This window comes from Nitrosospira sp. Is2 (genome assembly GCF_033095785.1).
Lineage (GTDB): Bacteria > Pseudomonadota > Gammaproteobacteria > Burkholderiales > Nitrosomonadaceae > Nitrosospira.
In genome coordinates this window covers 1,922,594-1,946,068 of sequence record NZ_CP137134.1, presented here as the reverse complement: position 1 = coordinate 1,946,068, position 23,475 = coordinate 1,922,594, and the positions used below count along the sequence as shown (strand labels likewise).

The following is a 23,475-nucleotide window of genomic DNA, read 5'->3' as shown; positions in this document are numbered from 1 at the left end:
TAGCATGGGCCCCGTCAGCCGACAAGATCGTGCGGGGCGGTCGTTGTCCGTCATACCAGATCAGGCGATATGACCGAGCGCAGCAGCAATTCCGCTGATAATTCCTTTTGTTTGTGACTGAACCACCACACAGCGCCCTTTCGCATACTCCAGCCTTGGGGCGATCCAGACATGAGTAGGGCAGCGACTTCTCCGAGCGTTGGTTGGTGGCCCACGATCAGGACCGCGCCTTTGCCCTCGGGCCAGCCGGCCGCAGCCAGGAGCGCTTTTGGATGCGCGCCCGGCCCAATTTCCTTAAGCGTCTCAAATTGGTTACTCAACGCCGTGGCGGTCTGCTGGGCCCGCGTGGCCGGGCTGACAATCAAGCGAGTATGCTCAGGTAACCTGGGTTTGAGCCATTCAGCCATGAGCTGCGCCTGCTTTTTCCCCTTGCCGGTGAGTTTACGAGAACTATCGGGCGCACCCTCCTCAGCCTCGGCATGCCGCCATAAAATGAGTTCCACCTTTCCCCCACGTAGTTGAAGTGAAGCAGCTGTTCCAATCTGAACATATTCATTATAGAGTATAAAAGGACCCTGCTCGTCTGCGGGCCAGCATGGGGGTGAAATCATACTACGCAGGAGTTTCGGGAATCAGCGGCGGGGATTACTATAAACCCGAATTCGGGTTAATTGTTGCGTTGGGGTTCGGGTTTTTAGAGGTTCGAAGGGTTGGGAATGGGGCGAGAGGAATTTTCCGCTCTACTGTAACGATCGGACCTGAAAGGGGAGGATGTGGAACGGCGGGCATCTCGCCCGCCATTTCTGCGATTAAGACTTCAGCGCGGACATCGGCGCGCCGAAATTGATATGGAAAGGCGCTCCATTGATTACCAGCGCTGGGACGGATTTTACGCCAGCGGCTTCAGCGTCAGAAATCCGGTCCTTTTGTTCGCCAAGATGAACAAGTTCAACGTCGTAACGGTCCGGGTCTAAAGCATCTGCAATCTGCCGCTCGGCGTCCACACACACGGGACAGCCAGCGTGATAAAAGGTAGCGGTTGTTTTCATAAATCTCTCTCCAATAAAATGAAAATGTCGGTGGGGCCTACCCACGCCGCGCAAACGGTTAGCCGGAAGCGCGACAGCGAGATTATAAACGCAGCCCTCCCCTTGCGCCAGCAGACAATTGGCTTCCCTGCGGAGTATCTGGGTGGCGAGAAAGCGGCGCGCCAGCTGCAAGGGTTCGTTGATTCGATACTTTACACATATAAAAGTTGACAAAGTACGGAGGGGTTGGTAAGCTGTGTCTTAGGTTGCGGCGATGTTTATACGTTTCTATCGCTAATAGATTTCCCTAGTATAAAACCAGACTTTCCCTAATATGCCGGTTGCATTAGCTGGATTAGGACGAAACTACCCGTATCCCATTTGGATTATTGCGATCATGAAGACAAATTTAGCGAATATCATGGCTGCGTTATCGATGGCAGGCTTGCTTGCTTCGCTGAGCCCTTTTGCGGTGGCGTCGCAACCGGTCGGAGCTGCTGAGATTCGCGCGGCAGCCGAGAGCGCCATTACGCAAAGCGATCATGAGGCCGTGGCAAAGCAATATGAAGATGCCGCAACGGAATTGCAGGCAAAGTTAGCGGAAAAAATGGAACTGCTAGAACACTACGAGGATAAAAGTTATCTTTTTGGCAGGCAGGCTCAGGACCTGAAATCGCACACCCAAGCATTAATCCGCAATTACGAGAAGGCTGTCAGGAAAAACCTGCAAGCTGCCACGATGCATCGACAGATCGCTGCAAGGCTAAAAGACAGTCCTGTTTCCGCCGAAGCTCGGACTCCTGATGCGCTAAGTGGACTGTAGCCGACTCTCGGTAGACGATTCGGAAATGCTGGCTGTAATAGCTTATTACCAATTAGATGCTAATCGCAGCGGGACAGGAAATCATGAACGTACTAGAAGACATTTCTACAAATGGCAAGACTGGGTTGACCCCGGTTTTGGGTAGACACAACGAGCATTCGTTCGAAGTACCTTTGGCGTGCTGGCTGTTCCTTTCTGCAACTATTGGCTTTACGTTGTACGCGTCCTTGATGTCCTTTCTCTCAACAGGCCGTATTTGGCCGGTGATTTTTATTCTGGTACTTTTTCTCTTGCTGGGAAATTCTTATCTGAAGATGAAGCAACGCAAGCACTGGGCTGTTTTCCTGGAGCCCTATGCGTTTTCCTCCGAACTTAAGAGTGAGATTACGGAGCGCTATCTGCCCGCCAAGGACCACGTGGCTTCACCCAGGCAAAGGCTGGGGCAGTATTTTAGGTTAGAACGGGATTGTAGCGTCTAGGGAGAATAGAAACTGATCCTTTCTACCATCAAACGGCCGGAAAGCCATATCGATGCCATCGGCCCGATCGTAACGGATGTTAGGGCGAATATTCACCTTTTGCATTGACTTCCAGTCAATCCGCAACCGCTTGGCGGGTTTCCAGTTCATCCCTAGCGTGACCGCATAGTAATCGGCGGGCGCGCTGATGAAAGGGACGTTTCCTGCGTAACTGACGCCCCTGTTGTTAAGCGCGGAAAGTATGCGGTAGGGTGAAAAGACACGCCAGCCATCTCGATCATTAAACCGCTCCGCACGTACGCCGATGGACAGGTCAGGGAGAAGGTCATAGGTTAAGTGTGTGTTGATGCTATACCATTCCGCATTCTGAATCCCCCCGGGCAGATTGATATTAGCCGCCCAGCCGTGCGTATGGTGCACGACCATATGGGTTCGGGGGGTGATCCGATGCTGCAGCACAACGCTATACATGAGCCAGGGGTCATTTGTTGCTGTGCGGCCGTATGTGCCACCAACGGTGGCCGAGCTTCTTTTATCGTCACTGCTCCAAAGGAGGGCACCTAATGCGCCCCAATTGTTCAGCTGTTTATCAAATCCGCCGTCCCAACCCCCGGTTGCGCTGCCCGTGGTTGCGGCACTTATAACCGACCAGTTTTGGTTGACGGAATAATTCGCCATCAATCCCGTATGCGTAAAGGGCTCGCCGCTGTTAAGGATATAAGCACGGGTATAGAAAAAGTTATCGGGAGCAGGAACGGTTTCATAACCAAGTGGCGTATAGAAATGTCCCGCCTTAATATTGAGGCCGTTACCAAGGGGCACGTAAGCCTCCACATAAGCCTGTGGAAGGGCTATGCCATAGGTGCGGGTCGATTTACAGCACAAATTAAGATCCCACTCGCCCCTGTCGGTCGGTGCGCCGGTATTCTCATCGAATGCGGAAACGCCGAAAGCCTGAGCATAAATGGCGTCCGTGCCAAACAGAAAATCGAAGCGGCCTCCAATGTCCCATTCTTTGCCTGTGGAAACCACCGGCCGCTGTAAAAATAAATTGAACTGGTTTAACTGGAATCGGTTGGCCCGATCGGCGAAAGTAACGGTTCCATTGAATCCATCCGACGGGTTATTTGCGTTATAGGTAATGCCACCGTTGATCCAGCCGCCCAATTCGAAACCGCTTTCCTTGAACAGGTTGGTTAAGTTGTTGGCATGCACATCACTTACATTGAAACTGGCGAACAATAGGAGACTTATCGCCGCAAACAACGCCTCGGTTTTGTTTATTGCTGTGCTGTTCATTTATCTAATCCTTTGAAAGGCTGGTAACATAAAGATCGACCCTGCAGTTCGAGATAGTCATATCGGAGCACCTCGGCTTTCTCTGGAATGAGCAAATTTGTGCGTAAGCTTTCCGACGTCAATTGCTCGATGCCGATTGGTTTTTATAAAGCCGGTCGTCTATTTCTGGGTTGTACGGCATGGTGTAACCGAATCATGCCTCTGGAGAGCGAAAAAAAAAACGCTGATCGCTTAAGGGTTTTTACAGTTGAGTTTGTTGCTATGTGATTTAGCCAGAGCCTCTGCGTACCGGCATCTGGTCAATGCTAAGGCCACCATCGCGATAACATATTGCGGGGTGTTGCAGGCGATTATCGAACTCAATCATAAGATCGGCAGCGCCCAATAATCCATCACGAGTAGTAAATGAAAATGATTGTGTATGCTATTAACGTGGCGGCCGTTCTGGCTGCTTTTGCTGCAGACCTTGGCATCGCATATGCAGATGACCACAGCCAAAAGACTTTTGAGCATCTGGAAGAGGCCATTAGAAGCGGTAAAGAAGGCAGCGCTCAAGGCGTGGTCAGCCATACCGAAGAAGCCAAAAAGGAATTGATAGAACAGAATAAAGAGCATCCTTATACCCACCTCCAAAAGCCTATTTATGGAGAGCATGGAAAATCAGAACACGACAGGGAAGTCTTCGAGGAAATGGACCTTGCCATTGATGAAGCCAAGGAAGGGCATTCCCAGCAAGCGGTCGAAGCTCTGGAACGGGCCTCCGATCATTTAAGGGAGAAAGAGCACGCAAAATGAATGGGGAGCGGCCTGAATTGGCGGGCTATGATTGACTGACCATCGTGGCTACACTCCCACAAGAATTCTGCCCTGGTCCACCAACAGCTATCGGGGCTGGCGCTGCGCTCGAGCAGCAACCAGCTTAGCGCTGAGGGTGGAGCGTTTGCACCGTCGGCAGGTTCATCCAGCCCTTGTTCCCGCAGCTGCGCCTATTCGACCGCATAGCCCACGATCATCAGGGAAACCGGGCCGCACGATTACCGGCATGCGCTCATGGATTGGCTGCATTAATGCATTGCAGTCTATTGTGATCGACTCTGCAAAAATGTAGCGGGCGACAATGTTGTTCCGCGAAACTTGCCTTTAAAGAAAGGAGTCTTGCATGAAGAAAAACCGTTTGCTGTGGAGCAGATCGTTGCAGTACTGAAGGAAGCTGAGGGTGGGGCGCCGGTGGAGGGAGCTGAGTCGCCGGAGCGGCTTACGGAGCAAAGGTTTTATGGTTGGAGAAAAGCAGTGCGCTGGCCTGGTTACCCGCTTCCATCATGCAATGATTGAATCCGTGACTTGTGCGTCTAACCCCTTTGTCGCAGTGGCGGTGGCAGTCACGCGCTAGCTCCTCTCCGTTTGTGAAAACACGCTCCGGAATTAAGGAGTTATAGAATTGGCGCCTTGTCTGCATTCTCTTAAGCTAATCGGGCTTAAGGGTTAGTGCGACTGAATATATTTTGTTTTTGCTCTGTCCGCTGATCTCTGCCGCAACTTTCACTGCCTGTTTTAATGGTAAATCTTTTAGTAACAGCTTTAAGGTGCGTAGAGTCTGGTCACTCAGTTCGCGGTCTGTAGCAGCCTCGGCGCCGGAAAGAATGAGAACGAACTCGCCTCTCTGACGGTTGGGATCAGCCTGGAGCCAGGCGACGGCGTCGCCGAGAGTACAGGTATGAATGCTTTCGAATAATTTCGTCAATTCCCGCCCGATTGCGAGCTGACGATGTGCGCCGAACACATCGGCGAGGTCAGAGACGGACTCAAGTATTCTGTGGGGCGCTTCGTAAAAAACTACGCTGTGTGGATATAATTTAAGCTCTTCCAGTTCCCTCCGCCTCGGTCCGGGACTGGCGGGCAGGAAGCCATAGAAAAGGAAGCGCGGCGCGTGAATGCCGGATGCCGATAGCGCACATATTGCGGCGCTGGCGCCCGGGACGGGCACTACGTTGTATCCTTTCTCCCGCACGAACTTTACCAGCGTCGCCCCAGGATCTGAAATTCCCGGGGTGCCCGCGTCAGTAACGAACGCTACTGTCTTCCCGGTACCAAGCAGATTGACAACCCTTTCGGCAGCCCTCATCTCGTTGTGCTGATGCACGGCAATCATTTGTTTTGTGATCGAAAAATGTGCCAGCAAGTGGCGTGTAGTGCGGGTATCCTCGGCGGCGACCACGTCGATGGCCGCGAGCACATCCAGGCCGCGCAGCGTAATGTCGCGCAGATTGCCAATCGGCGTGGCTACAATATATAGGGTCGCCGGCGTAATTGTGTCAGCTGGATGCATTATTGAGGTTCAGCTTATGGCTGGGGCCCGGGTTGCGGTAAAATACGTTTTTTTGCCCCTTCCTCTGCGCCGGTTTTCTCAGTTTAAGGTTGCGCGTGGGCACTAAGGAGGTTGCTGGATTGACCGGTAGCGATGCTGAGAGGTGTGCCGAGGAGTTTCTCAAGCAGCATGGTCTTGTATTGCTTCAACGAAACTACCGCTGCCGTTTTGGCGAAATTGATCTTATCATGCGCGACGGGGCAGCGCTGGTGTTCGTCGAGGTTCGGATGCGCGCGAGCGAGTTTTTTGGTGGTGCAGCAAGCAGCATTACGGGGTTGAAGCGGGAAAGAATAGTTCGCACCGCGCGGCACTATCTTGCCTCGCTGAGGGTCGAGCCCTCATGCCGGTTCGACGCGGTGTTATTGTCCGGTCGCGAGGGCGAGCAAATCGAGTGGGTCAAGGACGCTTTTGGCGAGTTTGGCGAGTAATGCGCCAGGATGGGGGAGAAACATTGTTTTTATGTGCGAGTTATCCATGAGGGGTTTAATGCAGAATTTATATCGGAAACCGACGCTTTTACTCTTGCTGCTGTTGCCTTTTTTTTCCGGCTGTGCCCTGTTGGTCGCAACCGGGGTAGCGGGTGTTGGGACGGGGGTGGCGGTATCTCAGGATCGACGTACTGGCGGTATGTTCGTCGAGGATCAGGGAATTGAGTTAAAGAGCGACCGTCGCATTAGCGAAAAAATGGGAAGTAATGTACATGTCAATGTTACGAGCTTTAACCGTAATGTACTTCTGACGGGCGAGGTACCGTCCGAGAGTGCAAAAAAAGAGATTGAACAACTGGTTCGGGATGTGGATCACGTGCGTGCCGTAACGAATGAGATTACGGTGGGGCCGGCGAGCTCTTTTACCTCGCGCAGCAACGATGCGCTAATTACGTCTAAGGTCAAAGGCCGTTTCATGGATGGAGGGAGGTTCCAGATTAACCATGTGAAAGTCGTGACCGAGGACAGCGTAGTTTACCTGCTTGGGATTGTAACGGTTGATGAAGCCGGGAGCGCAGTGGATATCGCAAGGTCCACCAGCGGGGTACGCAAGGTCGTGAAAGTATTTGAATACATTAACTGATTTGCTACCGCCCGTGGACGGCCCTCCAGCGATCGTCGGTGATAGTCAGTTAAGCCCAACACTCTGCTGAGACAAATGCCGTTGTCGGAGAGGCGGTTCATCTCAGCCGGTGTGCTGGTTGAGGCTGTAGCCGTTGATGGGATGCTAGTTAAATGCTTTCGGAACCCGTGGATGCCGATAAGGCGAATTGGTGAGACGCGGCGTGGTTCACTTAGTTGGCGGCCGCGATTTTGTCGGTTGTTGCAAGAACTCAAATGCACGGGCAATGAGCGCTCATCCGCGGTTCTTTCAGGCCATTAAAGCGGTTACCAACGTCTTTTCTCTTGTTGTTTGGATGCCCCATGCTCTCGCCTGATTTTGTCGCGCGGCTACGCAGCTTGATCCCGACGGACCGGGTATTTACCGACCCGGTCGACTGTTTTGCCTACGCGTATGACAACAGCCGCAAATTTTTTCCTCCCGATTCGGTTGTATTTCCGGTCACTCACTTGGAGGTGCAGGCCGTTTTGTCGCTTTGCAATCAGTATAAGGTTCCGGTTACCCCCCGTGGACGCGGAACAGGCACGGCGGGGGGCAGCCTGCCCGAGCGAGGGGGGATTGCTTTGTCCCTCGAACGCATGTTGCGGATCATCGCGGTCGATCCAGCCAATCGCGTAATTGTGGCGGAACCGGGCGTCCTGAACGAGTCTATACAGGAGGCGGCACGGCCTTTTGGTTTTTTTTGGCCTCCGGATCCATCGAGCGCGGCCTACTCAAGTATAGGGGGGAACCTAGCAACGTCTGCAGGCGGGCCTCACGCCGTGAAATATGGTACGACGAGGGATCATGTGCTGGGACTTAGGGGCGTAACAGGCGGTGGGGAAATGATCAGAACAGGGTGCTATACGACCAAAGGTGTGGTGGGTTACGACCTTACGCGACTGCTGATAGGATCCGAAGGGACCTTGGCGGTCATCACCGAGGCGACGCTCAAGCTGACGCCCCTCCCTCAGGCGCGGGCCGGCGTGACGGCATTTTTTGCGGATCTATCGAGCTGTGCCGCGGCGATCGTCCGCGTGATGGCGCTCCCCCAAACGCCTAGCGCGCTTGAATTTCTGGATGCCGGATCACTCCAGCTAATACGCGGCCACTTTCCGGATATGGTGCCAGCCGCGGCTGCTGCAATGCTCATGATAGAGGTCGACGGGTCGGAGCAATCCATTGCCGAATCCCGCATTGCGGTTCTGCAGGCCTGTCGTGATAAGGAGTTGATTCAAGGCGAAGAGGTCCAGGACGCGGCTTCCTTGTGGGCTGCGCGCAAGGCATTGTCCCCGCTGTTGCGCGATATTGCGCCTAAAAAAATCAATGAGGACGTGGTTGTTCCGGTTTCCGCATTACCCGTTTTCCTTGATGGATTGAAACAGCTAAGTTCCAAGTACAGCGTTGCAAATGTTAACTTTGGTCATGCCGGCAACGGTAATATTCACGTCAATCTTCTCGTGAACCCGGAGTCTTCCGATGAATTGACGCGGGCGGATCGGTGCTTGAATGAGATATTTGATCTTGTAATCCGCCTTAACGGCACCTTGTCAGGAGAACATGGCGTGGGCAGCGAAAAACGGGCGTACATCGAAAAAGAAATCGATCCGCCAACACTAGCGATTATGAAGGGAATCAAGAAAGTATTTGATCCCAACAACATCCTCAATCCGGGGAAACTGTTTCCTTAGGGCAAAATAAGCCGAGATGATCTCCACGTGGGCCCTGTGGAGGGGTAGGTCTTTTAGCCAGACCTTAATAGCTCCGTGAGGTCATGAGCCAAAACGTCCGCCCCTTTTTCGTTCGTTACATAGAGCCGCAGGCGTCCGTTGGGATCGTAAATATACGTACCGGTTGAATGGTCGACGCTGTGATGCTCTGGCATTGCGGCCATTTGCTTCTGATAAAACGTTTTGAATTCGCCGGCGGTTTTCTTTGTAGTTTCGATGTCGCCCGATAGGCCGAGGAACGTGGGATCAAAACTCGAGACGTACTGCCTGAGGAGTTCTGGTGTGTCGTGTTCAGGATCTATGGTAACGAATAGCACCTGGACCCGCTTGGCATCATCACCGAGTCTGCGCATGGCCGCAGCAATATTCGCCATTGTCGTTGGGCACGCGTCCGGGCAATTAGTGTAGCCAAAAAATATTACGACCGCCTTACCCTTGAAATCCGCTAACGTTCGAATGGCGCCCGAATGGTCGGCGAGCTTGAAATCAGCACCGAAGTTGGCGCCGGTAATATCCGTTGAAAGAAAAACTGTTTTGGCAGTATTGTTACATGCTGCTAACAGGCAACCCAGCAGAACAAGCGCGGCGGCACTGGCCGCCGCGATGTTGACTCTACGAAGCGCCATAGCGCCACGAGTTAAAAACGGATGTAGTGGTCAACAAGCAATACCACAAACAGTGCCGCCAAATAAACGATGGAATAGCGAAATGCTTTTTTGGCGATCTCATCACTGTAATTCAGGTAGATTCTCAGAGCGTAGTAGAGAAATATGCCATCCAGAACCGCTGCGCCGGCGAGATAGATGAGCCCGCTCATCTGCGTCGCGTATGGCATCAATGTTACGGCAATGAGTATCAGGGTATAGAGCAGAACCTGCAACCGGGTATACTTCTCGCCATGAGTAACCGGAAGCATCGGCATGCCTACTTTAGCGTATTCGAGCTTGCGGTACAGCGCCAATGCCCAGAAATGAGGTGGCGTCCATGCAAAAATGATGAGAAATAAAAGCAACGCGTCGGCGGTTACTTCTCCCGTTACCGCAGCCCATCCCAAAACAGGCGGCATAGCGCCTGAAGCGCCGCCAATAACGATGTTTTGCGGCGTCATCGGCTTAAGTATCACAGTATATATGATCGCATAACCGACAAAAGTACCGAGTGTCAGCCACATTGTTAGCGGGTTCACCAACTGATGAAGCATCAGCAGCCCGCTTCCACCGATCAGCGCCAGAAAAAAAAGCGTCTCGGGGGAGGTTACCTGGCCGCGCGGCAGTGGCCTGCCACGCGTGCGCGCCATGACGGCATCAATTTTCTGCTCCACCAGACAATTTACGGCCGCCGCCGCGCCTGCTACCAGGGCGATTCCAATCGTTCCGAATATCAGCGCGTTAAGCGGTACAGCGCCCGGCACCGAAAGAAACATGCCGATAAACGCGGTGAACACGATGAGGGAAACAACCCTGGGCTTGGTCAAGCGGTAAAACTGCTGCACCCGCGAAGCGGTTTCCTGCCAGGCGATACTAGTAGTAGCCATAACCTTCTCCTAATTCAATACAGGCTTAGCCTGTGTTTAACCCGTTTTTAGGCGGCGGTCGAAAACTGAAACTCGGATTATTGCGTTAATCCCCAATTCCTTAGGCAATGCGCTCGTTTCGGAAGGTCTAGTGTTTTTGATCGGTTCCCATTGCATGCTCAAGTTGAGAAACTTTCAGCAAGCGCTTAATATCTTTCGCCATCTGAGCGGGATCGGGATTTTTTGGAAAACGCATCATGAGATTTCCGATCGGATCGACGAGGTAAATATGATCATGTTGGGAACCGACAGCCGGAATTTCCGGGAGCAGATCGCTGCCCTTCGCATTGATCAGCACCATTCCATCGAACTCCTTCACAAGTTCGGGCGCCGGAGCTTCCCCGTCATCGATCAGCCATAACCTTTCCAATCGATCTTTTTCCTTGTGTTGTGTTAAGCGCACCTGACGCATGTAATACAATTTTTTCTGACACTGGTCATCGCATTTCCCGGAATCCACCATCACCATCACCCACTTCCCACGAAGCTGGCGGACGCGAAAAATAGTTTGATCAGCCTGATTCAAAGCTGAGCCAGCCAACGGCTTGACCTGAAGCAGTTCTCCATAGTTAACGGTATCACCAGGCCGAACACCAAGAAAATGAAGCGTATAGGATGCGATAATAGGCGCGCACAACAGGATGAACAGTAAAATCAGTGTGCGTCTATTTTTTTTCAAACCGCTGTCGTTTGCCACTTAACACCAAGTAAATTATCAATACAGCCAAAGCCATCGCAAACCACTGAACGGCATACCCCAGATTTTTCGCAGAGCCTGAATCCGGACGCGGCCACTGCCGAACCAGACCGTCCTGCACGTCGTCCTTTTGCAGGATCATTACAGGCTGCAGCGCCAGCCCCGTCGCACCGCGATATCGGTTGAGATCAAGATTTTCCCAGACCCTTCCGGATATCATGTCCTGAGACAATTCGAGCGTTTTCTGCATTGCCGTTGTTGCAATACCGGAGACAATTACCGGTCCGGGGGGCGTATGTACCTCGGGCAACTTGCTTCGATCTCGATCTGCAGGCGCCCAACCTCGATTAACCAGGACATGCATGGAGCTTGTGCCTATTCTTAGCGGGGTGATGATATGGTAACCAGCCACACCCTTATAAATCTTGTTATCGAGGTAAATAGTAAGTCCCGGCACATATTCCCCGCGCGCCTCCACTTGACGATATTGAAAATCCTCAAGTTTCACCTCCACGGGAGGGAGTGCAACTGCGGGTTCCTGCGAAAGCCGATCCAGCCGTTCCTGTCTGGAGTCCTTTTCCTGGGCGCGCGAAAGTTGCCAGTTGCCAAGTTGTACCATGATCGTGATGACAACCGCCGCGACTACTGTTGACCATAATCGCGGCTTGAACCGCCAGCCTGAAATAGTCATTGGATAGTATGCAGAACTCAGCTAAACTTAATTCCAGACCCCGATAATTACAGGAATATATCGTGAAAATCGCAGCCGTACTGTTTCTATTCCTCATACTCGGCAGCTTGGCATCGGCCTTGTACTATATGGTGAAAGACAAGGGGCATGGTACCCGCGCCGTAAAGTCCCTCACCCTTCGCATCAGCCTGTCGCTTCTTCTGTTTACCCTGCTAATGCTGGGAACCTATATGGGTTTCATAACGCTTTAGCAGGGGTAGTGGCTTGAATTTCTATATGAGCCAGTACACAAAAATAAACAGTCCCAGCCAGACCACATCAACGAAGTGCCAATACCATGCGACACCCTCGAAACCAAAGTGGTTCTCTGGGGTAAAGTGACCAGCCATTACCCGACACCAGATGACCAGCAACATGATGGAGCCCAGCGTCACATGGAAGCCATGAAAGCCCGTCAACATGTAAAACGATGCGCCATACGCTCCGGTGGTCAGCTTGAGGTTGAGGTCTGAATATGCATGACCGTATTCATATGCCTGCAGGCCGACGAACAGAAACCCCAACGCGAAGGTGAGAAACAGCCCCAGCTTGAGTTGCCCGCGCTTGTTCAGCTTCAATGCCCAGTGCGCCCAAGTGACAGTTACGCCAGATGTCAGCAGTATGAGGGTATTGATTGCCGGAAGTCCCCAGGGGCCCATCGGCATGAACTTCTCGCTGATGCCCGGACCGGCCGTGGGCCAATCGCCGGTGAAGTCCGGCCAGAGGATTTTATGCTCCAGATCGGATAACCAGGGAATCGAATACACGCGCATGTAAAACAGGGCGCCGAAGAAGGCGGCAAAGAACATGACCTCGGAAAAGATGAACCAACTCATCCCCCAGCGGAAAGACTTGTCCACCTGCTGGTTATACACCCCTCCCTCACTTTCGCGAGCTACAACGCCAAACCAGCCGAACATCATGTAGATGAGTATGGCGAATCCTATCGCCAGCAATCCGTATCCCAGCGGAAGTTTGTTAACCGAAAATGCCGCACCGAAACCCATAAACAACAGCGCAATCGACCCTGTGATAGGCCAGGGTGACGGCGCTGGAACGTAATAGTGACCCCCTTCTTGGCTCATGCTATTTCTCCTGCGAATGATTTAAATAATCTTTAACGTGTTACAAACTTAACGAGCAAAAACACAGCTAGAACAAACAGGGCCGCACCGATTATTCCCGCGATTATTACCTGTCCCATTGTCAGCGTCGCTGCGTCGCGGTCGTGATCGCTCTGTTTCCGGACTCCAAAAAAAGCCCAAGAGACTGCCTTCATTGCTTGAAAAAATGTTGCTTTGGGCGGTTTTTCCTCGTCGTCTTTCAACGTTGACTTGCTCGGTTACCCATCACTTGCGGCTCGATCACTCCCAAGTTCAAAAAATGTGTACGAAATGGTCACTGTATTGAAATCAGCGGGCAGGGTCGGTTCAATCATGAATTGAACCGGCATCTGCCTCGTCTCATTTGGCTTTAATACCTGTTTGCTGAAACAAAAACATTCCAGCTTTTTCAGATGCTTGGCAAGCAATTGCGGACTGTAGCTGGGTATCGCCTGACCGTTGATCTCGCGGTTCGAGTTATTCTTTACCTCGTACATAACCTCAACCAGTTCGCCTGGATGCACGCGTATGTTGCGTTGAAGCGGCTTGAAGTCCCAGGGTAATCCGCGGGTATTTGCGTCCAGGTCCACCGTTACCCAGCGGGCAGTATCAACCTTGACTTCTTCCGTTAACGTATCTGCCTGCAATAAATTATTGATACCCGTTACTTCACAGATCTTTTCGTAAAACGGCACCAACGCAAAACCAAAGCCAAACATCACTAAGGTAAAAATCAATAGCTTCTTTAGTATTACCGAGTTGGCGTGAACTGTATTCATTTCCAGTTCTTTACGAGAACACCCACAAATATTGCCGTCACGATCGCGAACAGAAAGAGGGCGGTTTTGATCGCTCTGCGCCTTCTTTCTGTGTCGTTGGACATTATCAACCCTTGCTACTTAACAATTGGAGGGGTTGTAAAGCTGTGATACGGAGCGGGCGACGGCAGTGTCCATTCGAGCGTTTTGGCTCCTTCCCACGGCTTGGCTGGTGCTTTCGCGCCGCCGCGGATGCACTTCAAAACAACGTAGAGGAACAGGAGCTGAGTAAACCCGAAGCCGAAGGCGCCGATACTGGAAATCATATTGAAATCGGCAAATTGCAACGCATAGTCGGGAATTCGGCGCGGCATACCTGCCAGGCCCAGGAAGTGCTGGACAAAGAAGGTGAGGTTGAAGAAGAACATCGACAACCAGAAATGCCACTTGCCCAGGGTCTCGTCATACATGTGCCCGGTCCATTTCGGTATCCAGTAGTAAACCCCACCGAAGATCGAGAACAGGGCGCCCGATACCAGCACATAGTGAAAATGAGCGATTACATAGTAGGTGTCCTGTACCTGAATATCGATCGGCACGATCGCGCATATCACCCCGCTGAAGCCGCCGAGGGTAAACAGGAAGATGAAACCGATGGCAAACAGCATAGGGGTCTCAAAGGTCATGGAACCGCGCCACATGGTTGCAGTCCAGTTGAACACCTTCACGCCGGTCGGCACCGCAATCAACATGGTGGCGTACATGAAAAATAGCTGGCCAGTCACTGGCATGCCCGCGGTGAACATGTGATGTGCCCAGACAATACAGGACAGAATTGCGATGGACGCGGTAGCGTAAACCATTGACGAATATCCAAACAATGGTTTGCGGGCAAACGTGGGGATAATTTCCGACACAATGCCAAATGCCGGCAGGATCATGATGTAGACTTCCGGGTGACCGAAGAACCAGAATATGTGCTGGAACATCACCGGGTCGCCGCCGCCAGCCGCATTAAAGAAGTTGGTACCAAAATTGCGGTCCGTCAGCAGCATGGTCACCGCTCCGGCCAGTACCGGCATCACCATGACCAGCAGATAGGCGGTGATCAGCCAGGTCCAGACGAACAAGGGCATTTTCATCAGGGTCATTCCCGGCGCCCGAAGGTTGAGAATGGTGGTGATGATGTTGATTGAGCCCATGATGGAGGAAGCACCCATTATGTGGAGCGCAAAGATGGCCATATCCATGCCCATGCCCATTTGTACAGACAATGGCGGATAAATCGTCCAGCCGCCTGCTGGGGCGCCCCCAGGTACAAAGAATGAGCTCATCAGCAGCAGCGCCGCTGGCGGCAACAGCCAGAAACTCCAGTTGTTCATGCGCGCGAAGGCCATGTCCGGCGCGCCGACCATCATCGGAACCTGCCAGTTCGCAAATCCGACAAAGGCCGGCATAATGGCTCCGAACACCATCACAAGGCCATGCATAGTAGTCAACTGGTTGAAAAACTCGGGTTGAACAATCTGCAACCCCGGCTGAAACAGCTCTGCGCGAATGGTCAGCGCCATCACACCCCCGCTAAGGAACATGATGAAGCTGAACCACAGGTACATCGTGCCAATATCTTTGTGGTTGGTGGCGCCAACCCATCGCATCAAACCAGTCGGATGATGGTCGTGGTCGTCGTGGTGTCCTATATCGTGATCTACTGCTGCCATGATTTCCTCCTGATGCTATTTTCTTAACTGGTTGATTTCGGATGGTTGCACCAGATCGCCTGCCGTATTGCCCCAGGCATTGCGCTCATAGGTGACCACCGCCGCGATTTGCACGTCCGACAGGTGCTTGAATGCCGCCATCGCCGTGCCAGTCTTGCCATTCATGACGATATTAATATGCTCGGCCTTGGGTCCCGTCGCGATTTTTGAGCCATCCAGCGCCGCAAACGTGCCGGGGATACCCTTGCCGTTGGCCTGGTGACAAGCCACACAGTTGGCGGCATAAACCTTCTCGCCTTCGGCTTTCAACTCATCCATCGTGAATTCCTTGTTGACATCCACCGTCGCCGCCGCCAATTTGGTCTTCTGCTCGCTCACCCACTGGGCATACTTGGCCGGTTCCACCGCTTCCACGATGATTGGCATGAAGCCGTGCTCCTTGCCGCACAGCTCAGCGCATTGCCCGCGATAGGTACCCGGCCTGTCCGCCGTGAACCAGACGTCGCGGATGAAGCCGGGAATGGCGTCCTGCTTGACGCCTAGTGCAGGCACCCACCAGGCGTGGATCACGTCGTTGGCAGTCAGAAGTACACGTACCTTTTTGCCTACCGGCACTACCACGCGGTTGTCAACTTCCAGAAGGTAATTCTCGCCCTTGGGCGCGGCATTCTCGATCTGCGCCTTCGGGGTTGCAAGACTGCTCAGAAAGCTGATTCCTTCTCCCTCGCCCGTTAGGTAGTCATAGCCCCATTTCCATTGATATCCCGTCGCCTTGATGGTGATGTCCGGACTGGAGGTGTCTTTCATGGCAATGATGGTCTTGGTTGCGGGGTAGGCCATGCCAACCAAAATGAAGATTGGAATAATGGTCCAGATAATCTCGACCGTGGTGCTGTGGTGAAAGTTTGCAGCCGGAAAACCTAGCGACTTGCGGTGCTTCAATACGGAGTAAAACATCGTTCCGAACACACCTATGAATATCGCCAGGCAGATCCATAACAGCATAGTGTGCTGATCATATATCTGCTGCGCAATAATCGATTGCGGTTCGGGTAAGTTCAACTGGTAGGGATCCGGCTTCGCAGCCATCCCCAGCCCGCTATACAGCCCAGCCGTCACCACCCCCACTATTCTTGCTGCTGCTTTACTGCTCATATTTCCCCCCAACTTGATTACTGATTACAGTACGAGCCACTAAATCCAAAATCCACGATATTGACCGGCTCTCACGGACTGACTGACTTCTGGTTATCTCTGCTTCCCCCGAACTCATGATCCGGCACAGCCATTCCTCATGTCAGGCGCAAAAAATAACCACGTTGCGAATGTCGTTAATTGTGTTATTCTATGGGCTTATGTGAATTCCAAACGCTAAGAATAAACGCATTTCAATAAGTTCAAAGTTTCAACTAAAAAAAAAATATGCGCAACCATCATCAACAGTTAAAAAATCGGATTCCCCATCCACGAAAAGTAATACGAAGTTGGAGACCACGACTACAACATCCGCTGACACAATTAATCCTATTTATGCGCTCTGATTGTTGAATCCGGTAAAACTCGCAAATCGCATAAAATCAGAACTCGCCTGAAACCCATATATCTCGCCCGATTCAGGCACTTATTAGTCCTCGTTTACAGCTTCGGCTGCTTCCGTTTTTCCCTCTTTTCTTCGTTATTCGTTTTAGTTATTTGACCCGTGGGCCCCCTACCAAAACAGGCCGGAATTCTATCACAGCAAAATTAGCCGTACAAGAAAGAACACCATCTTTATTAATCAAAATTAATAATGCCCCTATTCTAAAAAGCGGTATTTTTCCCTCTTGAAAACGTGGTAATTTTACCCTAATGGAATTATGGGTAAAATCGCCCGGGAAAGAAAAACTAACCGTATGTCATGTCCCGTTTTGCCTCCCCGTAAACGGGCGTTCGTATCGTTGGAATGCAGTTTCAGAGGATCAGGGGAGTCAGGTGGTACCGGATCAACCGGACATGAAAAACAGCTGGAACTTGCCCCGACCGCACGCTGACGCAAGGCGATACACAACCGGGCGCGCTTTGCTGCATTTCTGAGGCATTTCGCAGCCTTATTGGTAAAACCTTTGGCTCAGTAGCGGGGAAAGTTCGCAAGTAATTGAGCCAGAACACCCGGACCTTGCTCCGAGGACGGTGCCGTTAAGCCTGTAGCAGTCGCCGGGCAAACCGCCTTGACGAAACGGCCGAGTTTTGTCTATTATGGCATCGCTATGATAAAACTACTGGGATTTCGGTTATTAATTAGGGAGTTGGAATATTGTTGAAACAACAGGTTTTAAAAGGAACATTTTTAACCCTGCTTCTGGCCGGGGTCTCGGGGACGCATGCGCAGACGGCTACGGCCTCCGATCATAGCGATTCCCACCCGGGCAAGGAGTATGCGATATTCAATAACTTCGGCGACCTGGTTCGACCGGCCGATTACAGAGAATGGATTTTCGTTGGCGCCCAGGTCACGCCGAACGACATGAATGAGGGGAAACCCGCGTTCCCGGAATTTCATAATGTTTACATCGATCCTGCTAGCTGGGCTCATTATAAAAAGACCGGGGTATTCCGGAGCGGCACGATTATAGTGAAGGAACTGGCCAGCGTTGGCACGAAGAGCTCGGCAAGTGGCAATGGGTATTTCCAGGGGGAATTTCTCGGCATCGCGGCAACAGTCAAGGACAAGAAGCGGTTCGCAGACAAGCCCAACAACTGGGCCTATTTCGGCTTTGATGATAAGTCAAGCGCCGCGGCGCAGCGGGATGACGCCTGCGCGGCCTGCCACAAGGCCAACGCCGCTGAAGACATGGTCTTCACCCAACATTATCCCGTGCTGCGCGCGGCAAAAGCCGCGGGCAAGGCCAGATAACAGGAACGGGAAAGAACGATACGGGCGAGAAGCCTGCGCGTGTGGTAGGCGTGGTAGTTCCGAAAACGCGTGACCTTCTCTGCCTTAGGTACCTGCACCTGACTTGATGCTCAACCCGCTCAAGGCCGGGTGCTTTTTTTCATCATCTTTTTCTTTTCAGGATACCAGAATGAAGGAAACCAACGATGCCCTCAGGGCAAGCATGGCTCCCGAGTTGCAGACATCAGGCTGGCTTAATACCCCTCAGCCTATATCCCTTGATTCGCTACGCGGCAAAGTGGTTGTGTTGCACACCTTTCAGATTTTCTGTCCGGGTTGCGTACAGATGGGAATTCCCCAGGCACAGCGAATATCCCAGGAATTCGATCCGAGCCGGGTTGCGGTGATCGGAATGCATACTGTTTTTGAACATCATGAAGTCATGGGTCGTGACGCGCTTGAGGTATTTGTATACGAATATAGACTGCGCTTTCCTATCGGGATTGATAAGTACGATGGCCCGGCACAAGGTGTACCCCTCACGATGCGCGCTTATCAAATGCAAGGAACGCCAAGCCTTGTTCTGATCGATAAGGGAGGGCGCATTCGCTTGCATAAATTCGGTCACGTAAGCGACCTGACGGTAGGCTTTTCCATTGGCGCGCTGCTTTCCGAAGAAGTGGATGAAGCGCCGGACCTGACGGCAGACCCGGGGACGGATGCGGGAAATGCCGCATGTGACGAGGACGGTTGCAGCATCTGAGCGGTTCGCACGAGGACGCGATTCAACCGTTGCGTTCTCCTTGTCATGTAATAGCCGCGATCTGCATCGATCGTATGCCAAACCGCCGCAACAGCAGGCTTCGGCCGTGAAACATAGCAACCGCTTCCGGCAGCAAACCGCTGGCTGCTCTCTACCTTCCCCTGCTCGAGACTTCTTAAGAGTGCTGTATTAATCTCTGTTTGGCTTGTTGTCAGGGTTAACGCGCTCCGCAATGCTCTTGAGAGCATCCGCGGCGACTTCACGCATGAGATTGGTGATGGCGTGGGTCAGTTCTATGCCCGCCTCAAGTTGTTGGTGTCCAACTGAAGTGATCTGCTGATTAAAAGCCTTAAGGGTATCCTTAAGCTGCGCACCGACAGCGGTTCCATTCCGCTTAGCGTGCAAGGCCAAATCATGCAACGTTTCACTGACCGCTTTGTGCGCAGTTGAAGCAGAACTCTGCAATATTTCGAGAAACAGACTCTCAACGCTTTCGAGGTCTTTGCGCACGCGCATAAGCTCTTCATTCGAGAACTTCTGGGCCCGCCCCGCTGCTTCCTCCAAAGCCAGTTTCGACGCTTCAGCAAGCTGCGCCAGCGCGGCGTCCAGACCGGCCACCGCATCCCTGGTCGATTTCAGCACCATTTGTGCCTGTACCGGGGTCTGTTGCAATTTCTGCTCCGCCCCTTCACGAGCGCCCTTAAGTACAGCTGAGATAACATGTCGCAGGGATTCGTGATCTCGATGTTGCTTGCGCAAAGCCCTTATCGTCAGGTCGTGCACGTCCTGCTGAACATTGCTTCCCTGGACAACAGTATTTCGTATTTCCGCTTCAAGCACGGAGGTGTCCGTGCTTGTGCCACCGCCGACTTCACCGCCAGTTGCGCTCTGCATGATAGAAACACTCCTTTGTGATAAGAATCATTGGATGTGATGGAAGACGTCACCCCACCGCGAGCTTTTCCAGCCCATCCATGTAGGACCGTAAAACGTGGGGAATCCATACGCTCCCGTCAGCCTCCTGGAAATTTTCCAGAATCGCCACAAGCGTTCTTCCCACCGCCAAACCAGAACCATTCAGTATATGGACCAGCTCCGGTTTACCTCTCTCGTTGCGAAAACGCGCCTGCATGCGCCGTGCCTGAAATGCTTCGCAATTGCTGCAGGACGATATTTCGCGGTAGGTCTTCTGCTCCGGCAGCCATACCTCAACATCGTATGTTTTTGCGGCTGAAAAACCCATGTCACCGGTACAGAGCAACATTATGCGATAAGGCAGCTCTAGTTTCTGGAGAATCTTCTCGGCGTGGCCGGTCAGTTCCTCGAGCGCTTCGTAAGATTTCTCCGGATGCACGACTTGCACCAGTTCGACTTTGTCGAACTGGTGCTGTCGAATCATACCGCGGGTATCTCTGCCGTAGCTTCCCGCTTCGGAACGGAAACACGGGGTATGCGCGGTGAGTTTTATCGGCAACGACTCAAGCGCGACGATCTCATCGCGTACGATGTTACTCAGCGGAACTTCGGACGTAGGAATTAGATACAACGATTCATCCGTGCGCGAAGACGTACCCCTTTGGTAATGCTCGCCTGCTAGCGCTCGTTCGGCCGATCCTTCTTTCATCTCAAAACCGAACCGTTGGACCTTGAACAGGTCTTCTTCGAACTTTGGCAGCTGGCCTGTGCCCCGCAGACTTTCAGCATTGACGAGATACGGCACGTACGTCTCGGTGTAGCCATGCTCACGCGTGTGCATGTCCAGCATGAACTGCGCGAGCGCGCGGTGTAGCCGGGCAAGGGGACCCTTCATCAGGCTGAAGCGCGCGCCGCTGAGTTTTGCGGCAGTCGGAAAATCCAGAAGACCGAGATTTTCTCCGATGCTGACATGATCTTTAACCGCGAAATCAAATGTGCGCGGAATACCCCAACGGCGCACTTCGCGATTATCGTTCTCGTTATCACCCACCGGCACGCTGGCGTGCGGCAGGTTGGGAACCTGCATTAGCATGTCGTGTAATGCGGCTTGAGTCCGTTGCAGCCGCGTTTCAGCCAGATGCAGCTCTTCCCCAAGATTAGCCACGTCGGCGAGAAGATGGATACTATCTTCCCCTTTGCTTTTCGCATTGCCGATCTGCTTCGACACGGCATTGCGCCGCGCTTGCAGTTCCTGAGTATGAGTCTGGAGACTTTTACGCTCAGCCTCCGTGGTCTCGAATTCTTTGATGGGAAAGCTATGGCCGCGCGTGGCAAGAATTCCGGCAACGCTTTCCAGGTTTGTGCGTAATAACTGAATATCTAACATCTAAACTCCAACAATCGCATGCCTAATGCCCCCAATGCAAAGGGCGGCCATTGAGCGGTCCATAGCTTTAGCTTTTACGGCTTTTTCTTTACCTGATCATCCAGTGCGTGGAGATGCGCAAGCCTTTCGGCTATTTTACCTTCGAATCCCCGCATCGCCGGTTCGTAAAATTTAACCTCTGGCATATCGTCTGGGAAATAATTTTCTCCTGCAGCATACGCCTCGGGATCGTCATGAGCGTATCTGTATTCTCGGCCGAAGCCCAGCTCCTTCATCAATCGGGTGGGCGCATTGCGTAAATGCTCAGGTACAGGGTGAGATTTATCGCTGCTGATAAAAGCGCGGGTTTTTGTGTAGGCAACGTAGGCGGCATTACTTTTAGGCGCACAGGAAAGATATACAGTGGCCTGCGCCAGCGCAAGTTCGCCTTCGGGGCTGCCCAGGCGTTCATATGTTTCAGAGGCATCCAACGCTACGCGCAAGGCGCGCGGATCTGCAAGACCAATGTCCTCTACAGACGCACGAATAAGCCGTCGGGCAATGTAGCGTGGATCGGCTCCACCATCTAACATTCGGCACAACCAGTAAAGCGCAGCATCGGGATTCGAACCACGCAGTGATTTATGAAGCGCCGAAATCTGATCGTAAAACTCATCGCCACCTTTATCAAACCGGCGAGAACCACGAGAAAGCGTGTTCCGGATAAAATCCACGCCGACGGTCCTGATTCCGCCAATAGCCGCGGCAGTCTGAATCTGCTCCAGAAAATTGAGCAGCCGCCGGGCGTCGCCGTCTGCGTATCCGATCAATAGTGATTTGGCATCGGCCGGGAACTCCAGTTCTTTCAGCACGAATCCCGCAGCACGCTCAAACAGGATGTTGAGTTCACTTTCGGATAAAGGGGTGAGCACATACACCTGCGCACGCGACAACAACGCGTTGTTAACCTCAAACGAAGGATTTTCCGTAGTGGCCCCGATGAAGGTTACCAGCCCTTGTTCCACATAGGGCAGGAAGGCATCCTGCTGGGATTTGTTGAAGCGGTGTACCTCATCCACGAACAGGATCGTATGCCGGCCGGATTGTTGCAGTACGGCGCGTGCGCGCTCAATCGCTTCGCGTATATCCTTAACCCCTGATAACACCGCAGACAGAGCAATAAATTCAGCATCAAACGCGACCGCCATGAGTCGGGCCAATGTGGTCTTGCCAGTGCCGGGCGGGCCCCACAGAATCATCGAATGCAGCTTGCGCGATTCAAAAGCAAGGCGTAACGGCTTGCCAGGACCAAGCAAGTGCTGCTGTCCGACCACATCTTTCAATTCCCGCGGACGCAGCCGTTCCGCAAGGGGCGCAGCCGGTTGCGGCCCTTCAAATAAATCACTCACTGATCACGTCCGCGCCAGGAGGCGGATTGAATTTAAACAATTCCGGCGCAAGTCTTGAGTTTTGTTCGAGGCCAGCAAATACCAGGACCGTAGTCTGCCCAAAATAGTCGTGAAGTTCCATTGCTTTCAACGCCCCCTTCCGCGTGAAACCCAAGCGAACCCATTCAAAAGTGCTTTCTTTGGCTTTTGGTCTTGCCTCAAGCCATTCCGTATCTCCCTGTAAACCGAGTTCCTCAAGATCAAATTCCGTTTCGATGTTGCCGCTACCCGCAAGCAAAGCGGCCGGGCTGCTGCCAATAGCCGCGTCGAGCTTACGCACGGTAACCTGGTTGAGATCCTGGTCGTAAAACCAGATGCGGGCGCCGTCACCGACGATCAGCTGCTCATAAGGCTTCTCATAAATCCAGCGGAACTTGCCCGGCCGTTCAAACTGCATGATCCCACTTCCCTTTTGCACCACGCGCGCATTTTTATCCAGAACTGTCTGTGAAAATTCCGCGCGGACCGTACGAGCGTTCTGAATGAAGCTCTTCAGGCTGTCGATCGCCCCCGCCTCGGCAATGGAACTGGCTAAACAGAAAAGTAATATGCAGCTTCTTTTAACGAAATTCATGTTGTTTCCTGAAAGAAGAACGTTGCGGCAAGGAGTAAGCGGCTTCCCCACGGTTTGTGACAGGATAAGCCGCATACCCAGTCGCTGCACGATATAGTTATGTACCTATAGATTAATGCAATTTTACCGGCTTCCGCACTTG

General features: G+C 52.5%; 26 protein-coding genes. 9 read left to right on the top strand and 17 right to left on the bottom strand.

The genetic code is table 11. The features are described 5' to 3' along the window. Positions 1 to 50: 50 nt before the first annotated feature. Complete coding sequence (gene sixA / locus R5L00_RS08555) at positions 51 to 503, bottom strand: phosphohistidine phosphatase SixA (RefSeq protein ID WP_107693927.1); 453 nt, start codon at positions 501 to 503, stop codon at positions 51 to 53. Between the two features lie 306 nt (positions 504 to 809). Continuing rightward, the gene (locus R5L00_RS08550; RefSeq protein ID WP_107693926.1) at positions 810 to 1,049 is read right to left on the bottom strand and encodes a thioredoxin; all 240 of its coding nucleotides are present in this window, start codon (positions 1,047 to 1,049) and stop codon (positions 810 to 812) included. Positions 1,050 to 1,425: 376 nt separating this feature from the next. On the opposite strand from R5L00_RS08550, the gene R5L00_RS08545 reads away from it, so the two are divergent. Together R5L00_RS08545 and R5L00_RS08540 are read left to right on the top strand one after the other, a co-directional pair. Beyond that, positions 1,426 to 1,851: a hypothetical protein gene (locus R5L00_RS08545; protein WP_317650731.1), complete on the top strand. Its 426-nt coding sequence runs from the start codon at positions 1,426 to 1,428 to the stop codon at positions 1,849 to 1,851. Between the two features lie 83 nt (positions 1,852 to 1,934). After that, entirely contained in the window at positions 1,935 to 2,330 is a 396-nt protein-coding gene (locus tag R5L00_RS08540; RefSeq protein ID WP_317650725.1) for a hypothetical protein, read from the top strand. On the opposite strand, the gene R5L00_RS08535 is transcribed toward R5L00_RS08540, so the two are convergent. Then, positions 2,307 to 3,629 carry a porin gene (locus R5L00_RS08535; protein WP_317650723.1) on the bottom strand — a complete coding sequence of 441 codons (1,323 nt, stop codon included), beginning with the start codon at positions 3,627 to 3,629 and terminating at the stop codon, positions 2,307 to 2,309. The genes R5L00_RS08540 and R5L00_RS08535 overlap by 24 nt on opposite strands. 405 nt (positions 3,630 to 4,034) lie before the next feature. On the opposite strand from R5L00_RS08535, the gene smbP reads away from it, so the two are divergent. After that, positions 4,035 to 4,424 (top strand): small metal-binding protein SmbP, encoded by a 390-nt coding sequence (gene smbP / locus R5L00_RS08530; RefSeq protein ID WP_317650721.1) that lies wholly within the window; start codon positions 4,035 to 4,037, stop codon positions 4,422 to 4,424. Positions 4,425 to 5,094: 670 nt separating this feature from the next. On the opposite strand, the gene rsmI is transcribed toward smbP, so the two are convergent. Further along, positions 5,095 to 5,955 (bottom strand): 16S rRNA (cytidine(1402)-2'-O)-methyltransferase, encoded by an 861-nt coding sequence (gene rsmI / locus R5L00_RS08525; protein WP_317650719.1) that lies wholly within the window; start codon positions 5,953 to 5,955, stop codon positions 5,095 to 5,097. A 95-nt stretch (positions 5,956 to 6,050) separates the two neighbouring features. Here rsmI and R5L00_RS08520 point away from each other — a divergent pair, with 95 nt between their 5' ends. The 3 genes from R5L00_RS08520 (at position 6,051) to R5L00_RS08510 (ending at position 8,774) form a co-directional block, all read left to right on the top strand. Next, complete coding sequence (locus R5L00_RS08520) at positions 6,051 to 6,422, top strand: YraN family protein (protein WP_317650717.1); 372 nt, start codon at positions 6,051 to 6,053, stop codon at positions 6,420 to 6,422. 58 nt (positions 6,423 to 6,480) lie between these two features. Beyond that, the gene (locus R5L00_RS08515; protein WP_317650711.1) at positions 6,481 to 7,065 is read left to right on the top strand and encodes a BON domain-containing protein; all 585 of its coding nucleotides are present in this window, start codon (positions 6,481 to 6,483) and stop codon (positions 7,063 to 7,065) included. Between the two features lie 341 nt (positions 7,066 to 7,406). Next, complete coding sequence (locus tag R5L00_RS08510) at positions 7,407 to 8,774, top strand: FAD-binding oxidoreductase (RefSeq protein WP_317650705.1); 1,368 nt, start codon at positions 7,407 to 7,409, stop codon at positions 8,772 to 8,774. Between the two features lie 53 nt (positions 8,775 to 8,827). Here R5L00_RS08510 and R5L00_RS08505 read toward each other — a convergent pair whose 3' ends face one another. The 4 genes from R5L00_RS08505 to R5L00_RS08490 all read right to left on the bottom strand — a co-directional run bounded on the left by R5L00_RS08505 (position 8,828) and on the right by R5L00_RS08490 (position 11,774). Then, entirely contained in the window at positions 8,828 to 9,439 is a 612-nt protein-coding gene (locus R5L00_RS08505) for an SCO family protein (protein WP_317650701.1), read from the bottom strand. A gap of 11 nt (positions 9,440 to 9,450) precedes the next feature. Next, positions 9,451 to 10,347, bottom strand: a complete 897-nt coding sequence (gene cyoE, locus R5L00_RS08500; protein ID WP_317650698.1) for a heme o synthase — start codon at positions 10,345 to 10,347, stop codon at positions 9,451 to 9,453. A gap of 127 nt (positions 10,348 to 10,474) precedes the next feature. Next, positions 10,475 to 11,065, bottom strand: a complete 591-nt coding sequence (locus tag R5L00_RS08495) for a hypothetical protein (RefSeq protein ID WP_317650681.1) — start codon at positions 11,063 to 11,065, stop codon at positions 10,475 to 10,477. Continuing rightward, positions 11,052 to 11,774: an SURF1 family protein gene (locus R5L00_RS08490; protein ID WP_317650674.1), complete on the bottom strand. Its 723-nt coding sequence runs from the start codon at positions 11,772 to 11,774 to the stop codon at positions 11,052 to 11,054. Before R5L00_RS08490 ends, R5L00_RS08495 begins: the two co-directional genes overlap by 14 nt. Before the next feature lie 62 nt (positions 11,775 to 11,836). Here R5L00_RS08490 and R5L00_RS08485 point away from each other — a divergent pair, with 62 nt between their 5' ends. After that, the gene (locus tag R5L00_RS08485; protein ID WP_107693912.1) at positions 11,837 to 12,025 is read left to right on the top strand and encodes a twin transmembrane helix small protein; all 189 of its coding nucleotides are present in this window, start codon (positions 11,837 to 11,839) and stop codon (positions 12,023 to 12,025) included. A 21-nt stretch (positions 12,026 to 12,046) separates the two neighbouring features. Here the strand turns inward: R5L00_RS08485 and R5L00_RS08480 are convergent, their stop codons facing one another. The 5 genes from R5L00_RS08480 to coxB all read right to left on the bottom strand — a co-directional run bounded on the left by R5L00_RS08480 (position 12,047) and on the right by coxB (position 16,550). Next, positions 12,047 to 12,898 (bottom strand): cytochrome c oxidase subunit 3, encoded by an 852-nt coding sequence (locus tag R5L00_RS08480; protein ID WP_317650667.1) that lies wholly within the window; start codon positions 12,896 to 12,898, stop codon positions 12,047 to 12,049. Positions 12,899 to 12,930: 32 nt separating this feature from the next. Continuing rightward, positions 12,931 to 13,092 carry a DUF2970 domain-containing protein gene (locus R5L00_RS08475; RefSeq protein ID WP_317654151.1) on the bottom strand — a complete coding sequence of 54 codons (162 nt, stop codon included), beginning with the start codon at positions 13,090 to 13,092 and terminating at the stop codon, positions 12,931 to 12,933. 63 nt (positions 13,093 to 13,155) lie between these two features. Then, positions 13,156 to 13,695: a cytochrome c oxidase assembly protein gene (locus tag R5L00_RS08470; protein WP_317650666.1), complete on the bottom strand. Its 540-nt coding sequence runs from the start codon at positions 13,693 to 13,695 to the stop codon at positions 13,156 to 13,158. A 116-nt stretch (positions 13,696 to 13,811) separates the two neighbouring features. Then, entirely contained in the window at positions 13,812 to 15,395 is a 1,584-nt protein-coding gene (gene ctaD / locus R5L00_RS08465; protein WP_317650665.1) for a cytochrome c oxidase subunit I, read from the bottom strand. Positions 15,396 to 15,410: 15 nt separating this feature from the next. Beyond that, on the bottom strand, positions 15,411 to 16,550 hold the full coding sequence (gene coxB / locus R5L00_RS08460; RefSeq protein WP_317650664.1) for a cytochrome c oxidase subunit II: 1,140 nt from the start codon (positions 16,548 to 16,550) through the stop codon (positions 15,411 to 15,413). Between the two features lie 1,141 nt (positions 16,551 to 17,691). On the opposite strand from coxB, the gene R5L00_RS08455 reads away from it, so the two are divergent. Together R5L00_RS08455 and R5L00_RS08450 are read left to right on the top strand one after the other, a co-directional pair. Further along, a complete protein-coding gene (locus R5L00_RS08455; protein WP_317650660.1) occupies positions 17,692 to 18,288 on the top strand; it encodes a cytochrome P460 family protein in 597 nt (198 codons plus the stop codon). A gap of 169 nt (positions 18,289 to 18,457) precedes the next feature. Continuing rightward, positions 18,458 to 19,030 (top strand): peroxiredoxin family protein, encoded by a 573-nt coding sequence (locus R5L00_RS08450; protein WP_317650657.1) that lies wholly within the window; start codon positions 18,458 to 18,460, stop codon positions 19,028 to 19,030. 189 nt (positions 19,031 to 19,219) lie between these two features. On the opposite strand, the gene R5L00_RS08445 is transcribed toward R5L00_RS08450, so the two are convergent. The 4 genes from R5L00_RS08445 to lolA form a co-directional block, all read right to left on the bottom strand. Continuing rightward, positions 19,220 to 19,924 (bottom strand): DUF6781 family protein, encoded by a 705-nt coding sequence (locus R5L00_RS08445; protein WP_317650656.1) that lies wholly within the window; start codon positions 19,922 to 19,924, stop codon positions 19,220 to 19,222. Between the two features lie 49 nt (positions 19,925 to 19,973). Further along, the gene (gene serS, locus R5L00_RS08440) at positions 19,974 to 21,332 is read right to left on the bottom strand and encodes a serine--tRNA ligase (protein ID WP_317650655.1); all 1,359 of its coding nucleotides are present in this window, start codon (positions 21,330 to 21,332) and stop codon (positions 19,974 to 19,976) included. A gap of 74 nt (positions 21,333 to 21,406) precedes the next feature. Next, positions 21,407 to 22,720: a replication-associated recombination protein A gene (locus R5L00_RS08435; RefSeq protein WP_317650653.1), complete on the bottom strand. Its 1,314-nt coding sequence runs from the start codon at positions 22,718 to 22,720 to the stop codon at positions 21,407 to 21,409. After that, a complete protein-coding gene (gene lolA / locus R5L00_RS08430) occupies positions 22,713 to 23,333 on the bottom strand; it encodes an outer membrane lipoprotein chaperone LolA (protein ID WP_317650651.1) in 621 nt (206 codons plus the stop codon). The genes R5L00_RS08435 and lolA overlap by 8 nt, the downstream gene beginning before the upstream one ends. Between the last annotated feature and the right edge of the window lie 142 nt (positions 23,334 to 23,475).